The sequence below is a fragment of the Delftia sp. RIT313 genome (genome assembly GCF_000632165.1).
Lineage (GTDB): Bacteria > Pseudomonadota > Gammaproteobacteria > Burkholderiales > Burkholderiaceae_C > Comamonas > Comamonas acidovorans.
Genome location: NZ_JFYT01000028.1, coordinates 43,663 through 57,854, shown reverse-complemented (window position 1 = coordinate 57,854; position 14,192 = coordinate 43,663). Strand labels below are relative to the sequence as shown.

Sequence of the window (14,192 nt, the reverse complement as noted above, 5' to 3'; positions counted from 1 at the left end):
CGATGCATGAACCAAGAACTGCAACAGCGCCTGGACCGGCTCGCGGCCTGTGCCTGGCGCATACGCCGCCGCGCCCTGCAAATGGGCGAGGTGCAGGGCCAGGGCTACATAGGCCAGGCCCTGGGCTGGGCCGATGTGCTGGCCGTGGCCTATGGCGACGCGCTGCGGCTGCGGCCCGATGAGCCCGGGTGGGAGGGCCGCGACCGCTTCCTGCTCTCGCACGGCCACTACGCCATCGCCTTCTACGCGGCCCTGGCCGAGGCGGGCATCCTGTCCGACGAGGAACTCCAGACCTATGGCAGCGATGACAGCCGCCTGCCCATGTCGGGCATGGCCAGCTATACGCCGGGCATGGAGATTTCGGGCGGCTCGCTGGGCCAGGGCCTGCCGATCGCCGTGGGCATGGCGCTGGCGCTGCGCCACAAGGGCAGCGATGCCTTTGTCTACAACTCCATGTCCGACGGCGAGCTGGACGAGGGCTCGACCTGGGAGGCCGCGCTGTCCGCAGCCCACCACGGCCTGGACCGGCTGATCTGCCTGGTGGACGTGAACAACCAGCAGGCCGATGGCCCGTCCACGCGCATGCTGGGCTTCGAGCCGCTGGCCGACAAATGGGCCGCCTTCGGCTGGCATGTGCAGCGCGTGGACGGCAACGACCTGGCCCAGGTGGTGCAGGCCTTCGACGCGGCTCGGGCGCTGGCCGAGGACCGGCCCCGCGTCATCCTCTGCGACACGCTGATGGGCAAGGGCGTGCCCTTCCTGGAGCAGCGCGAGAAGAACCATTTCATCCGCGTCGATCCGCCCGAGTGGCAGCAGGCCATCGCCATCCTGGACGCATCGCAACCCCTGGAGCCCGCCCTGCCATGAACATGCCTCTTGCCACCCCCAAGCCCCGGCCGACCACCTCGGCCATGATCGCCTCCATCGCCGCCGAGGGCCAGCGCGTGCAGGCCGCGCCCTTCGGCAAGGCCCTGGTGGAGCTGGCCGCCAGCCGGCCCGATGTGGTGGGCATGACGGCCGACCTGGCCAAGTACACCGACCTGCACCTGTTCGCCCAGGCCCACCCCGGGCGCTTCTTCCAGATGGGCATGGCCGAGCAGTTGCTCATGGCCGCCGCCGGCGGCATGGCCAAGGAGGGGCTGACGCCCTTTGCCACCACCTATGCCGTCTTCGGCACGCGCCGGGCCTATGACTTCATCCATCAGGTGATTGCCGAGGAAAACCTGGACGTCAAGATCTGCTGCGCCCTGCCCGGCCTGACCACGGGCTACGGCCCCAGCCACCAGGCCACGGACGACCTGGCCATGATGCGGGCCGTGCCGGGGCTGACCATCGTCGATCCCTGCGATGCGCTGGACATCACCCAGGCCGTGCCCCAGATCGCGGCGCACCGCGGCCCCGTCTACATGCGGCTGCTGCGCGGCAACGTGCCGCTGGTGCTGGACGAGTACGACTACCGTTTCGAACTGGGCAAGGCAAAGATGCTGCGCCAGGGCCGCGAGGTGCTCATCATCTCCAGCGGCTTCATGACCATGCGCGCGCTGGAGGCCGCCCAGCTGCTGGCCGCCGACAACGTGGGCGCCGCCGTGCTGCACTGCGCCACCATCAAGCCGCTGGATGTGCAGGCCATCGTGCAGGCCGTGGCCAGCGGGCCGCGCCTGGTGGTGGTGGCGGAGAACCATTCGGTGGTGGGCGGCCTGGGCGAGGCCGTGGCCGGCGCCCTGCTGGAGCGCGATGTGCGGCCCGCGCGCTTTCGGCTGGCGGGCCTGCCGGACGCCTTCCTCGATGCGGGCGCCCTGCCCACGCTGCATGAGCGCTACGGTATCAGCGCCCAGGCGCTGGCGGGACGCATCCGCCAATGGCTGGGCTGAACGCCCGGCGTTGTGGCAGCGGGCGCACCAGGGCGTACCAGAGCAGAGCAGGGCAGATCAGGGCTGCTTGGCCGGATCCCCGTCGCGCAACGCCAGCAAGTAGCCCATGCCGCGCACCGTGTGCAGCAGCTTGACCGCATAGGGATCATCGAGCTTGCTGCGCAGCCTGCACACCGCCACATCCACCACGTTGTTCAGCGCATCGACGGGCAGGCTCCAGACCTGCTGCACCAGTTCGGCGCGCGTGACCACATCGCCCTGGCGCTGCAGCAGCAGCCACAGCACGGCGAATTCCTGGCGAGTCAGGTCCAGTCGCCGGCCGGCACGCTCGACCCGCTTTTTCGACAGGTCCAGCACCAGATCCGCCAATGTCAGGCGCAGGCCCTCCTGGCCGGCCGCGCCTCGCATCCGCAGCCGTGCACGGGCCAGGAACACCGGCAACCTGACGGGTTTGACCAGGTAGTCATCGGCGCCGTTCTGCAGGCAGAACACCTGGTCCTCCAGACTGTCGTTTGCGGTGACCACGATGGTGGGCGTGTCGCCCGCCTGGAGCAGGGTCTGCAGGACCGCACGCCCGCTCTGGCCAGGCAGGTCCAGATCCAGCACGAGCAGGCTGTAGGCGCGGCTCAGTGCCAGGTTGCGGCCCTGCAGACCGTCATGCACGACATCGACGTTGAATCCGTCCTGGCACAGGCCCTGGCACAGGTACTGCGCCGACGGCGGGTGGGCATCCACGATCAGGATCTTCATGTCTTTTCCTTCGCACGCGGGCACAGGCGAGGCTCAGGCCAGCACCTGGCGGAGGATCTGCTGCTGCCGCCTGGCCCATTTCGTGCCAATGCGAATGGCATCGCGCTGCTGTGAGGAGGCAGAAGCGAAGAAGACCGTTTCACTGATCTGCAGGCGGTGAAACAGCCGCCGCATCTGCAGGGATCGGGCCCTCAGCGAGCCTTCCGGCGCCAGGGATTCCCCCTGCTGTGCCGAGAACATGGACGCGGCCTGCTCCAGGCAGCGCTGGGCATCGGGCGTGGTCGCGGGCACGGCACGGGGCTCGCACAGCCGGGCCTTCGCCACCAGGGGGTTGTGGCCCACCACCAGCCCCCAGGGACGCATGGCGGTCGAGGGATTGACCGACAGCGCCTCCAGCTTGGTGAGCCCGAACACGCGCGCCAGGCGCAGGCGCATGGCCAGCAGCGGGGCATCTGGCTGTACGGCCTCGATGGCCGCGAGGGCCTCCTCCTCGTTGTCTCCGCCCACGGGCAGCAGCAAGGAACGCAGCAGCAGCCCGGCCAGCACGTCCCCCTTGGCCGCTGCAGCATGCAGCAGGGCCACGCCCTGTTCCATGGGTTCGATGTGCGTGGCATCACGCAGCACCAGTGCACCCAGACGGCGCTCGGCCTCGGGCAGTCCGTGACGTGCCGCCTTCTCCAGGCAAAAGCGTGCCAGGGTGGGATTGGCCACCGAGCTGCGGTAGTCGGAGCAGATGCGGAACAGGTGCAGCCAGGCGGTGACGATGCCGCCATCGGCAGCGCGCAACAGCAGGGCTGCGGCCTTGCGCAGGTTCTGCGCATTCACGAGATTTTCGGGAGCCAGGTGTGCACAGGGCAGCCCTGAAAGCGCCCGTCCAAGCACGTGGCAGGCACGCACGTCGCCATTGGCGGCGCACCGGTCCAGGCTGGCTTCGATCCAGCCCACGGTCAGCCGTCCCAGGTCATGGCCCGCCACCTCCGCCTGGTGGACCAGGTCGGCAATCAGCTGCTGCATGACCGGGCCATGAGCGGCATGAGGCAGGTCGCGCAGGAGCTCCAGCATCCGCACGGCGCGGTGCGACTGGCCCTTGGCCATGGCCTGCCGGGCCTCGCAGGCCATGACTTCGGCAATGTCCAGCGGCTGTATGGCGCGCAGGATCTGCAACGCCTGCAGCAGCTCACCGGATGTGTGCGCAGACACGCTGCTTGCCAGATGGCTTGGCAGTGCGGCGCTGCACTTGCCAAGGCACTCCAGCGCCAGATCGAGCTCCCCCCGGATGAGATGCCAGGCGGCAAGCTTCTGGCGCCCGACATCCTCGTACTCCGCCGCGATCCTCAGGGTCTCCAGCAGCCCGTGCTCCAGCAACTCCCTGAGCGGCAGATGCAAGGCTATGCAGACCGAGGCCTGGCGCCTGGCCTGAGGCAGTGCGGCCTGCAGATACTCCAACCCCACCGGGATGCTCCTGGAAACGCCGGGTCCCCCGGTCAGATACGCCTCCCCGAGCTGAAGCCTGGCGCCCGTGTCCCCTCGCCTGGCCAGCATCCTCAGCTTGACATCCTCGCGCCGCATTTTTCTGTCCCCTCCTATCTTGCGATACCCGCTCACAGCCGTATCAACAACCCGATACGAATTGATTTTTTCTTCTTTACCGGATTCAACCCTCGGGATGCTATCAATCTCCAGAATCCATCTACCCAACAGAAAAGTGACATTCAAGACATATTGAAGAAAGATAACTGCCATGAATGGAATTGCAATCCATTGGTGTTGGCCGGACGGAACATGTTGATCCCAAAAAACCTGTGATTGGCTTGCCACCCCCCGTCGATTCCTTTTCAAGGCTCCTGGCGCCGCCCTGTGAATTCTAGTATTTACAACAGCATCCGTTTTGAAATGGATGCGCATGGAATCCACATTCAATACAAGGACCAGGCATGAAATTCAATCGTATATTGGCGGCCGCACTGCCCGTCATTTCGCTGGCGGCCAGCGCGCAGTCATCCATCACCCTGTTCGGCATCGTTGACGTCAATGGGCGCTACGTGAAGAACAGCGATCTGCCCAGCAACATGACCATGAACAACAGCGGGCTGTCATCGGGCCGGTTTGGCTTTCGCGGCACCGAGGATCTGGGCGGCGGATTGAGGGCCGAGTTCTGGCTGGAGTCAGACCTCTATGCCGACACCGGCACGACAAACGCCAATGGCAAGTTCTTCCAGCGCCGCTCCACGGTGAGCTTGGCGGGCGGCTTCGGCGAGCTGCGCCTGGGCCGCGATTTCACGCCGGCCGCGCAAAATCCCACCAAGTTCGACCCGTTCAACGTGATCGGCCTGGCAAACTCCAACATCATCAGCCGCCTGCCCGGCACCTTCTCGAACTACTACCGCAGCGACAACGCCATCCAGTACTTCACTCCCAAATGGAGCGGTTTCCAGGCAGAAGTGATGTATGCCCTGGACGAAGACCCCGTGAGCAGCGCCGGCCGCCATTTCGGCAGCCGCCTGACCTACGACAACGGCCCTCTGAACCTGGCGCTCACCTATGGCTCGACCGATGTGAACGCTGCGGGCACCAAGCTCAAGCAATACGGCGCAGGCGCCTCCTACGATTTCGGCTTTGCCAAGCTGATGGGGTATTTCCAGCGCGAGGACCTGCCCTATGGCACCTATGGAACCCGCATCGCGGGCTCCGAGGACCGCTGGCAGGTCGGCCTTACCGTGCCCGTGGGGGCGAACTACATCCGCGCCTCCTATGTGCGCACCGATTCGCGCCGTGGCCCGGTGGCCTTCAATGGCAGCGATGCCAACAGGTATGCGATCGGCTATGTGCACAACCTGTCGCGGCGCACGGCGCTGTACGGAACCCTTGCACGCGTGACCAACAAGGGCGGGGCCAATTTCAGCCTCAATGGCGGCACCACCGGATTGGCTGCGGGCGGCAGCTCCACAGGCGCTGAACTCGGCATGCGCCACAGTTTCTGAAGATTTCCACGCATTTGCGGCAATATGGCTGAAATGTCATCCGGCTGCCCGGATATATAGAAGCCAATGGCTCTACAGTCTCCGCCATGGACTGAATACAGTTCATGGCGGATTTCACGAATCCGCCCATGTATCCGCCCTATTTCGGAGGCATATTCAATGAAATCCATATTCATATTGGGCACCGCAGCAATCGTCATGGCTGCATTGCCGGCCCATGCAGAACGCTTTGCAAACGGCAAATCCTATTACGGATCGCCCGCGCCTGCGGGCGTCTACCGTACTGTCGATCTATCGCAGAAAGCGCCCATCAATATCGCCTGCGGCGAAACCGTGAATTTCACCAGCCAGGGCCGCACATTCGCGTGGAAGGTCAGCTCCATCCAGCACAACCATGTCCCGGTGGCGCGCTTTGCGCCGCCCGGTTTCGACACGCAGGGCAAGAGCATCTTCGTCATGCCCGGAGAGCATGAGCTGGGCGGCTGAAAGCGCCGTTGGCAACGAAAGGGCCCGCAATTCGCGGGCCCTTTTCGTTGCTGGAGGCAGGCCGAAGCTCAGGCGGCCAGGGCGCCGCGCATGGCGTCGATCACGGCCTTGTAGTCAGGCTTGCCGAAGATGGCGCTGCCGGCCACGAAGGTGTCGGCACCGGCATCGGCCACGCGGCGGATGTTGGTTTCCTTGATGCCGCCGTCCACTTCCAGGCGGATGTCGCGGCCGCTGGCCTCGATGCGCTTGCGCGCGGCCTCGATCTTGCGCAGCGTGCTGTCGATGAAGCTCTGGCCGCCGAAGCCGGGGTTCACGCTCATCAGCAAGATGAGGTCGATGTCGTCGATGACCCAGTCCAGCACGTCCAGCGGGGCGGCGGGGTTGAACACCAGGCCGGGCTTGGCGCCCTGGGCGCGGATGTTCTGGATGCTGCGGTGCACGTGGGCCGTGGCATCGGGGTGGAAGCTGATGTAGTCGGCGCCTGCCTTGGCGAAGGCCGTGGCCAGTTCGTCCACGGGCGAGACCATCAGGTGCACGTCGATGGGCACGGGCTGGCCGTCGGGCGTCTTCGCATGAGGCTTCAGGGCCTCGCAGATCATGGGACCGAACGTGAGGTTGGGCACGTAGTGGTTGTCCATCACGTCGAAGTGGATCCAGTCGGCGCCGGAGGCGATCACATTCTTGACCTCGTCACCCAGACGGGCGAAGTCGGCAGACAGGATGGAGGGGGCGATGCGGTAGGTGGGGCTCATGGCCTGCGATTGTCGCAGCTAGCCCATGCCGGCACCAGCGACGGCACAAAGCCATGGGCGGCGGCGCGTGGGGACGTTCGCAAGCCGGTACATTGCGGGCAGTTACCATTGCCGCCATGCCCATGAACGAGTTCCAGGTCCAGGTCCGCCCCGCCTTTTTGCCAGAGCAATCCGCTCCAGCGGCGGGCGTATACGCCTTCTCCTACACGATCACCGTGACCAATACCGGCCAGGTGCCGGGCCAGTTGATCGCGCGCCACTGGATCATCACCAACGAACTGGGCCATGTCGAAGAGGTCAAGGGCCTGGGGGTGATCGGCCGCCAGCCGCTGCTGCAGCCCGGCGAGACCTTCGAGTACACCAGCGGCTGCCAGCTGCGCACGCCCAACGGCAGCATGCAGGGCAGCTATCTGTGCATCAGCCACGAGGGCGAAGTCTTCGAGTGCCCCATCCCGCGCTTTCATCTGCAGTCGGGCGCTGGCGGCGACAGCTTTCCGGACCCTGACAACCGCGTGCTGCACTGAGCGCGTTCCTCGGGGGAGGCGCTAGTCTTCCGCCCTGCCGCAAGACCCCTACATGAAGCGAATCACCCAAGACCTGCCCGGCCTTCTGGCCGCACTCGACCCCGAGGCCGACCTCGCCCACCGCCATATCTGGCTGATCCACCTGCTGGAGTGGGTGCGCGCGCCCAAGCCGTCGGTGGACGGCGCCGTGCAGCGTGTGCAGTTGCTGGTGGAGGCCGTGGAGGCCGACCCGGCCGTGCGCCAGCGCCTGCATGCCTGGTGGCTGCGCTTCATCGACACCGTGGACATCACGGCGCTGCTGGCCGATTTCGGCTTTGCGCCGCGCACCAACATGTTCAGCGAGCTGTCCGAGCGCGCACGCTACAAGCTGCTGCCCAGCACGCCGGAGACGGTGGATGCCTCCGAGCTGTTCATGCTGGCCATGCCCGACGAATTCGACGCGCGCTGGCTGCACGCGCTGGAGGCGCCGCTGCTCGAACGCATCGCACTGCTGCTGACCGATGGCAGCGAGGGCCAGGGCAGCAGCTTCTGGCAGAACAGCCTGCTGGGCTCCATCACCTATTGCACGGGGCAGATCCTGTCCACGGGCTTTTCGCCCGAACTGCGCCTGCGCATGGACGAGCAGGCGCGCGACGACCAGCCCTTCCACGCCCTGATCCACGACGCCGAGAGCCTGCGCGTGGAGGTGATGCACGCGCTGCGCACCAATGACCGGCGCGATGCGGCCGAGGCCCGGCTGCGCGAGCGCCTGGATGCCTGCCGCGCGGCCGTGACATCGGTCTACACACATTTCGAGTCCGAAGGGATTTCGGTAGGCCTGGTGTTCCGCCTGCGCCAGCTGCGCGCGCGCATCCTGCGCGTCAGGCGGCTGCTGGACTGCCTTGTGGCCGACAACCGCGCCACCGAGACGGCCGACCTGCTGGCCAACCTGGTGTCCGTGGGCATCGAGCGGCGCAGCCTGCGCGCGCTGCTGTCCACCAACACCTCGCTGCTGGCAGCCAAGGTGGCCGAGCGCAGCGCCGAGACGGGCGAGCACTACATCACGCGCACCGGCCGCGAATACCTGTCCATGGCAACCAAGGCCGCCGGCGGCGGCTTTGTGATGGCCTTCACCACGCTGCTGAAGTTCGCGCTCTACGCGCTGGGGCTGTCGGCGTTCTGGGGCGGGCTGGCGGCGGGCATCAACTACTCCATCAGCTTTGTGCTGATCCAGCTGCTGCACTTCACGGTGGCGACCAAGCAGCCGGCCATGACGGCACCGGCCATGGCCGCCAAGCTCAAGGACCTGCGCGCCAGCGAGGCCATCGAAGAGTTCGTGGACGAGGTCGCCCACCTGGTGCGCTCGCAGGTGGCAGCGGTGCTGGGCAACGTGCTGGTGGTGCTGCCCATGGTGCTGCTGCTGTCGCTGGGCTATGCCCAGCTGTTCGGCCACACGCCCATCGACGGGCCGCATGCGATTGCCGTGCTCGACTCGCTGAGTCTGCTGGGCATGTCGCCGCTGTTCGCGGCCTTCACGGGCGTGCTGCTGTTCGCCAGCAGCCTGATCGCGGGCTGGGCCGAGAACTGGTTCGTGCTGCGCCGGCTGGACTCGGTGATCCGCTACAACCCCGGCATCACGCGCTGGCTGGGCGCCAAGCGTGCCGACCGCTGGGCGCATTTCTGGCGCAAGAACATTTCGGGCTTTGCCGCCAACGTCTCGCTGGGCATGATGCTGGGCCTGGTGCCCGCGTTCGCTGCCTTCTTCGGCCTGGGGCTGGAGGTGCGCCACGTCACGCTGTCGGCAGGCCAGATCGGTGCCGCCATGGCGGCCCTGGGCTGGCAGGTGCTGCACTCCGACATGTTCTGGTGGGCGGTTGCCCTACTGCCGGTCAATGGCGCGTTGAATGTCACTGTCAGCTTTTATCTGGCATTCCGCGTTGCGATGAGGGCACACAATGTCAGCGGAGTCGACCGCTCGCGCATCTATTCGGCCATCCGCCGCCGTCTGCGCACAGCGCCGCTGAGTTTCTTCCGCCCCTGAGCCTGCGGGACCTCGGGAACCACGCGGAACCCACGTGCTGGCGTGCCCGCCCGGCCTTGCAGCCCGGCAGTCACGCCAGTGGATCGCCAACGAAGTGTCCCCGTGCCAAGCGCACGGGACGCGGGCTTGCCCGCGCCGCAGGGAAGGCCCTGCGGAGCTTCGCTTGCGGGCCACTGGCTCGCGCAAAGGACCTCGCTTATGAATGACATGCTGAGCTTCTGGGAACCGTGGCTGCGGCCATCGGCCGGGTTGGCCACGGTGCAATGGTCCCTGCTGCTGGCAGTGGCCACCATGGTGGGTTACGCCTGCCAGCGCCATGCGGCCCTGCCCAAGGTGGTCGGCTATTCGCTGGTCGGCGGCATTGCCGGGCTGATCGGCTTTGGCGCCAATACCGCCTGGCCGCTGCAGGGCACGGGATTGTTCCTGCTGGAGCTGGGCGTGGCCATCGTGCTGTTCGAATGCGGCGGGCGCATCACGCTGCGCTGGTTCCGCCACAACCCCATGGTGCTGGTGCAAAGCGTGGCCGAATCCGCGTTGACCTATGTGCTGGTCTCCCTGGTGCTGGGCTGGCTGGGCGTGGCCCCCGAAGTGGCCGGGCCGCTGGCCCTGGTGGCCATGGCGGCCTCGCCCCTGGTGCTGACGCGCGTGGTGGCCGACATGCGTGCCGCAGGCGCCGTGACCGATCGCGGCCTGGTGCTGGCCACCCTGTCCACGCTGTATGCGCTGGCCCTGGGCAGCGCCAAGGCGGGCATGCTGACGCAGCCCAAGGCGGGCTTCGTGGCCTCGATCATGCCGGTGCTGGTGGTGCTGGGCGTCTCGGTGGCCGTGGCCCTGGTGCTGGCCGTGCTGATGCGCCTGGCGCTGCGCTTCATGAGCCCGGCCAGCGAGAACACCTCCATCCTCTTTCTCACCCTGATCTCGGCCAGCGTGCCCGTGGCCTCGTACCTGGGCGGCTCGGCGCCGCTGGCGGCGCTGCTGGGCGGCATCCTGCTCAAGCAGTTCAACCCGCGCCCCTGGGCCTGGCCGCGCCAGCTGGGCACGGCGGCCTCGCTGCTGACCATGCTGATGTTCGTGCTGGTCTCCACCGTGGCCGCACAGGCCGACTGGAGCGCGCCGGTGGCCGGCGTGGTGGGCGCCGTGATCCTGGCACGCCTGGTCGCCAAGACCATGGGCGTGGCCGTGGGCAATGTGGGCACGGGCGCCAACTGGCGCCAGGCCTTCTGGGTGGGCTGCGCGATGGCGCCCATGTCGTCGGTGGCGCTTTTGATCGCCTCGCAGTTCGTGGCCGCCGCGCCCGAGCTGGGCGCGCAGATCGCAGGCGTGGCCCTGCCCACCATTTTGGTGATGGAGGTGCTGGGCGCCGCCCTGGCCACCGTGGCCATCTACCGCTCCGGCGAAAGCTCCCGTCCCTGGAAGCCGCTGAGCCGCACGAATACCGCAGGAGATGAACGTGAGTCTTGAAGCCTTCAACTCGTCCGAACCGCTGACCCTGGGCGTGGAGCTGGAACTGCAGCTGGTCAACACCCACGACTACGACCTGGCTCCCTACGCCGAGGACATGCTGCGCCTCATGCTCAAGAACCCGCTGCCCGGCAGCGTGGTGCCCGAGATGACGAACAGCATGATCGAGATCTCCACCAGCGTATGCCATTCGGCCTCGGAGGTGCTGGGCCAGCTCAGCCAGATCCGCGATGCGCTGGTCAAAAGCGCCGACAAGCTCAACATCGCCGTGGTGGGTGGCGGCACCCACCCCTTCCAGCAGTGGCATGAGCGGCGCATCTACGACAAGCCGCGCTTCCAGGAGCTTTCGCAGCTGTACGGCTACCTGTCCAAGCAGTTCACCATCTTCGGCCAGCACGTGCACATCGGCTGCCCCGACGCCGACGCGGCCCTGCTGATGCTGCACCGCATGTCGCGCTACATCCCGCACTTCATTGCGCTGTCGGCCTCCAGCCCCTATGTTCAGGGCCACGACACGGCCTTCGACTCGGCGCGGCTGAACTCGGTGTTCGCCTTTCCGCTGTCGGGCCGCGCGCCCTGCGTGCTGCACTGGAGCGAGTTCGAGCAGTACTTCGACAAGATGACGCGCACGGGCGTGGTCAAGAGCATGAAGGACTTCTACTGGGACATCCGGCCCAAGCCCGAGTTCGGCACCATCGAGATCCGCGTGTTCGACACGCCGCTGACCATCGAGCGCGCAGCCGCCCTGTCCGGCTACGTGCAGGCGCTGGCTGCCTGGTTCATGGACACCCAGCCCTTCACGCCCGTGGAGGACGACTACCTGGTCTACACCTACAACCGCTTCCAGGCCTGCCGCTTCGGCCTGGAGGCCGTGTACGTGGACCCGGCCACTGGCGAGCACATGCCGCTGGCCGACCACATCCTCAAGACCATGGATGCCGTGGCCGACTACGCGGCCCGCCATGGCGCCGCGCCCGCACTGCATCTGCTGCGCAGCGACGTGGCCGCCGGCAGCAACGATGCCCGCTGGCTGCGCGAACGCCAGCGCAGCGAGCAGCTGCTGGCCGAGGTCTCGCGCCAGGCGGCCATGCGCTTTCGCGGCCAGGCCGTCTGAGGCCTGCGTTCAGCGCAGGCTCAAGGCAGCACCGCCGCCGCACGCGCGGCGGTGATCTGCGCGTCGGCGTCGCGCTGCAGCAGCAGGCGCTGGCGCACCAGGTCCTGGGCCGCGGCCGTGACAGCGCTCACGTAGCCGGCCTGGTCGACATACAGCTCCTCCAGTGAAGGCCGCCCGTCACCGGCCGCCAGCCGCGCCACGCGCGTCTTGTGGAAGGGGATGAAGCTGCCCGTGAGGTTGGACAGGTCCACGATGCCCGGCGTGGCCACGTAGTTGAACTCCACGCTGGTGCCCAGCGGTGCCCGCGCCTCCACGCTGCGGATGCCGGCGCGCGTGAGGCCGGTGGCCGCATCGACCTGGGGCACGAGGATGGCGTAGTCCTTGCCCGTGGCGCGCGGCGGCTGCAGCGTGGCGATGCCGCTTTCGTCCTGCGACACGTACTGCGGGCCGAAGTCGAGCAGCGCAAAGCCGTTGTGGCGCGCCAGGTAGCGGAACTCGGGGATGGCGGTCTGCACGCCGCCCACGCTCCAGTTCAGGCCCTTCATGGCGGGAAAGACCAGCTTGTCGGGCCGCACCAGGGTGCCGTCGGCCAGCTTGGGCACCTGGCTGGCCGGCGGCTCGGTGCCGCGCACCACCCAGTCCTCCAGCGCGATGAACAGCGCGCGGAACGTGTCGTTGAAGTGCACCACGGTGCCGGCCGGATAGACATTGCGCGTGGGCGCATAGCCGATGCTGGCCGTGCCGCCTGCGCCGCCATGCTGGGTGCTGGCGTAGTAGTAGATGCGCGCATTGGCGGGCTGGGCGATGTCGCGCAGGCCATTGGCATCGGTCAGCACGGGCGAGCCCTGCAGCTGCCAGAACTCCGTGCCCGACAGGCCCAGGAAGAACTTGGGGCAGGTGTTGCTGGCTTCGCAGCGCTTCATCACGCCGCCCTGGCGGCCGCTGACCTCGTCGCTGTAGTCCTTGTCCAGGCCGCGCGGCGCGGTCTGGCCGAAGGCCGTGTGGTCGGTGCGCAGGCCGCCCCCGCCGCCGGGCACGGCGAAGCGCGTGTTGATGTTGGTCTGGCGCGCGGCCACGTGGGCATACATGCCGTCGAAGACCTTGCCGCCATCGAGCGCCTGGTTGAAGCCCAGGTGCAGGAAGGTCTTCATGGCATTGCCCGACTGCGAGGTGCCCTGGCCGATGGTGTGCGTGATGCGCCCGGCCAGCGGATTGGCCTTGCCGTCGGCATCGGCCGCCTTGGCGCGGAAGAAGCTCACCGTGTCGCGCAACGCGGCCAGGCCCACGCCCATGACCTTGGGGTCCTTGGCCACGTAGACCAGCTCGTAGAGGTACTGCGGGTCGAACCCGCCCTTCAGGCAGACGCTGGTGGCCGCAGGCGTGCCGGGGAAGGGATTGGCGGCGGCATCGCAGCTGGCGAACTTCCAGTCGCCCGCAGGCACGGTCTGGCGCGCATCGGTTTCGTTGATGCGGCGCGTGAGCGAGTAGCCGGCCTGCGTGTTGTCCAGGCTGGCGGGCTCGTAGGGGATCATGGTCCCGTTGAACACGCCACCGGGCAGGGTCATGGAGGGCACGGCGGCGGCCGGGACCAGCTCGGTGCGGTAGCTGCCCGTGATGCTGCTGCCGTCCTTGTTGCGGGCCACGGGCACGGTGACCGTCAGGCGCGCGGGCGTGGACTTGGGCACATCGCCCTGCCAGGCCGAGTACAGCAGCACATAGCCGCGCTCCAGGTAGACCGCATCGCCGGGCGTGGCCGTGGGGTTGGGCATGGTCAGGATGTTGCCGCGGTTGGGTGCGTCATAGCGCAGCACGCCGCTGGCCTTGGACATGTCCTTGGGCTTGAGCATGACGAAGTCGGTGCTGTACTCGACCATGCCGCGCGCATTGACGGGCGCCAGCGCCAGGTCCTGGATCACGGCGTTCTTCGGGTCGGCCGGGTCCAGCTCGCCGCGCAGCACGCCGGTCACTTTCTCATAGGCGCCGACACTGCCGTAGCTGCCGGCAAAGTCCTCGGTGGCGCTGATGCTCAGCTGCATGCGCGGCGCCGGCGAACCGGCGGGCGAGTCACTGCCGCCGCAGGCGGTCAGCAGGCCGGATGCGGCCAGGGCAAGGGCCAGTGGATGGGTGGATCTGATGTGCATGTTGTCTCCTTGGGGTCATGGCACAGGCAAGGCTCCGCCCTGGCCGCCGTGCATTGCGGCGGCCTAGGACGGTTCGGAAAAAAGGGGAACGG

Annotated in this window: 12 protein-coding genes; 8 read left to right on the top strand and 4 right to left on the bottom strand. The window is 67.2% G+C overall.

Features of this window, described 5'->3' with window-relative positions; genetic code table 11:
* The first annotated feature begins 6 nt into the window (after positions 1–6).
* Both BW39_RS04345 and BW39_RS04340 read left to right on the top strand, forming a co-directional pair.
* Positions 7–867, top strand: coding sequence for a transketolase (locus tag BW39_RS04345; protein WP_043820091.1), 861 nt, complete (start codon positions 7–9; stop codon positions 865–867).
* Positions 864–1,871 (top strand): transketolase family protein, encoded by a 1,008-nt coding sequence (locus tag BW39_RS04340; RefSeq protein WP_043820089.1) that lies wholly within the window; start codon positions 864–866, stop codon positions 1,869–1,871. The genes BW39_RS04345 and BW39_RS04340 overlap by 4 nt, the downstream gene beginning before the upstream one ends.
* A gap of 57 nt (positions 1,872–1,928) precedes the next feature.
* Here the strand turns inward: BW39_RS04340 and BW39_RS04335 are convergent, their stop codons facing one another.
* A complete protein-coding gene (locus BW39_RS04335) occupies positions 1,929–2,621 on the bottom strand; it encodes a winged helix-turn-helix domain-containing protein (RefSeq protein ID WP_043820088.1) in 693 nt (230 codons plus the stop codon).
* A gap of 33 nt (positions 2,622–2,654) precedes the next feature.
* Positions 2,655–4,073, bottom strand: coding sequence for a hypothetical protein (locus BW39_RS04330; RefSeq protein WP_235264149.1), 1,419 nt, complete (start codon positions 4,071–4,073; stop codon positions 2,655–2,657).
* Between the two features lie 482 nt (positions 4,074–4,555).
* On the opposite strand from BW39_RS04330, the gene BW39_RS04325 reads away from it, so the two are divergent.
* Positions 4,556–5,602 carry a porin gene (locus BW39_RS04325; RefSeq protein WP_013804713.1) on the top strand — a complete coding sequence of 349 codons (1,047 nt, stop codon included), beginning with the start codon at positions 4,556–4,558 and terminating at the stop codon, positions 5,600–5,602.
* Positions 5,603–5,800: 198 nt separating this feature from the next.
* On the top strand, positions 5,801–6,088 hold the full coding sequence (locus BW39_RS04320) for a CzcE family metal-binding protein (protein WP_224986389.1): 288 nt from the start codon (positions 5,801–5,803) through the stop codon (positions 6,086–6,088).
* Positions 6,089–6,156: 68 nt separating this feature from the next.
* Here BW39_RS04320 and rpe read toward each other — a convergent pair whose 3' ends face one another.
* Complete coding sequence (rpe, locus tag BW39_RS04315) at positions 6,157–6,840, bottom strand: ribulose-phosphate 3-epimerase (RefSeq protein WP_012202654.1); 684 nt, start codon at positions 6,838–6,840, stop codon at positions 6,157–6,159.
* A 116-nt stretch (positions 6,841–6,956) separates the two neighbouring features.
* Between rpe and apaG the strand changes: the two genes are divergently transcribed.
* From apaG to BW39_RS04295, 4 genes are all read left to right on the top strand, one after another.
* Positions 6,957–7,364 (top strand): Co2+/Mg2+ efflux protein ApaG, encoded by a 408-nt coding sequence (gene apaG, locus BW39_RS04310; protein WP_034367895.1) that lies wholly within the window; start codon positions 6,957–6,959, stop codon positions 7,362–7,364.
* A gap of 52 nt (positions 7,365–7,416) precedes the next feature.
* Positions 7,417–9,384 carry a site-specific recombinase gene (locus BW39_RS04305; protein WP_012202652.1) on the top strand — a complete coding sequence of 656 codons (1,968 nt, stop codon included), beginning with the start codon at positions 7,417–7,419 and terminating at the stop codon, positions 9,382–9,384.
* 198 nt (positions 9,385–9,582) lie between these two features.
* Positions 9,583–10,845: a cation:proton antiporter gene (locus tag BW39_RS04300; RefSeq protein ID WP_043820084.1), complete on the top strand. Its 1,263-nt coding sequence runs from the start codon at positions 9,583–9,585 to the stop codon at positions 10,843–10,845.
* On the top strand, positions 10,835–11,959 hold the full coding sequence (locus BW39_RS04295) for a YbdK family carboxylate-amine ligase (protein WP_013804717.1): 1,125 nt from the start codon (positions 10,835–10,837) through the stop codon (positions 11,957–11,959). Before BW39_RS04300 ends, BW39_RS04295 begins: the two co-directional genes overlap by 11 nt.
* A 20-nt stretch (positions 11,960–11,979) precedes the next feature.
* Here BW39_RS04295 and BW39_RS04290 read toward each other — a convergent pair whose 3' ends face one another.
* Entirely contained in the window at positions 11,980–14,100 is a 2,121-nt protein-coding gene (locus tag BW39_RS04290) for an alpha/beta hydrolase domain-containing protein (protein ID WP_043820082.1), read from the bottom strand.
* Between the last annotated feature and the right edge of the window lie 92 nt (positions 14,101–14,192).

Excerpts from the sequence above, each read along its gene's own strand:
- BW39_RS04305 (WP_012202652.1), top strand. The coding sequence starts at position 7,417 with ATGAAGCGAATCACCCAAGACCTGCCCGGCCTTCTGGCCGCACTCGAC.
- BW39_RS04290 (WP_043820082.1), bottom strand. The coding sequence starts at position 14,100 with ATGCACATCAGATCCACCCATCCACTGGCCCTTGCCCTGGCCGCATCC.
- BW39_RS04345 (WP_043820091.1), top strand. The coding sequence starts at position 7 with ATGAACCAAGAACTGCAACAGCGCCTGGACCGGCTCGCGGCCTGTGCC.
- BW39_RS04320 (WP_224986389.1), top strand. The coding sequence starts at position 5,801 with ATGGCTGCATTGCCGGCCCATGCAGAACGCTTTGCAAACGGCAAATCC.
- BW39_RS04300 (WP_043820084.1), top strand. The coding sequence starts at position 9,583 with ATGAATGACATGCTGAGCTTCTGGGAACCGTGGCTGCGGCCATCGGCC.
- BW39_RS04325 (WP_013804713.1), top strand. The coding sequence starts at position 4,556 with ATGAAATTCAATCGTATATTGGCGGCCGCACTGCCCGTCATTTCGCTG.
- BW39_RS04340 (WP_043820089.1), top strand. The coding sequence starts at position 864 with ATGAACATGCCTCTTGCCACCCCCAAGCCCCGGCCGACCACCTCGGCC.
- rpe (WP_012202654.1), bottom strand. The coding sequence starts at position 6,840 with ATGAGCCCCACCTACCGCATCGCCCCCTCCATCCTGTCTGCCGACTTC.
- BW39_RS04335 (WP_043820088.1), bottom strand. The coding sequence starts at position 2,621 with ATGAAGATCCTGATCGTGGATGCCCACCCGCCGTCGGCGCAGTACCTG.
- apaG (WP_034367895.1), top strand. The coding sequence starts at position 6,957 with ATGCCCATGAACGAGTTCCAGGTCCAGGTCCGCCCCGCCTTTTTGCCA.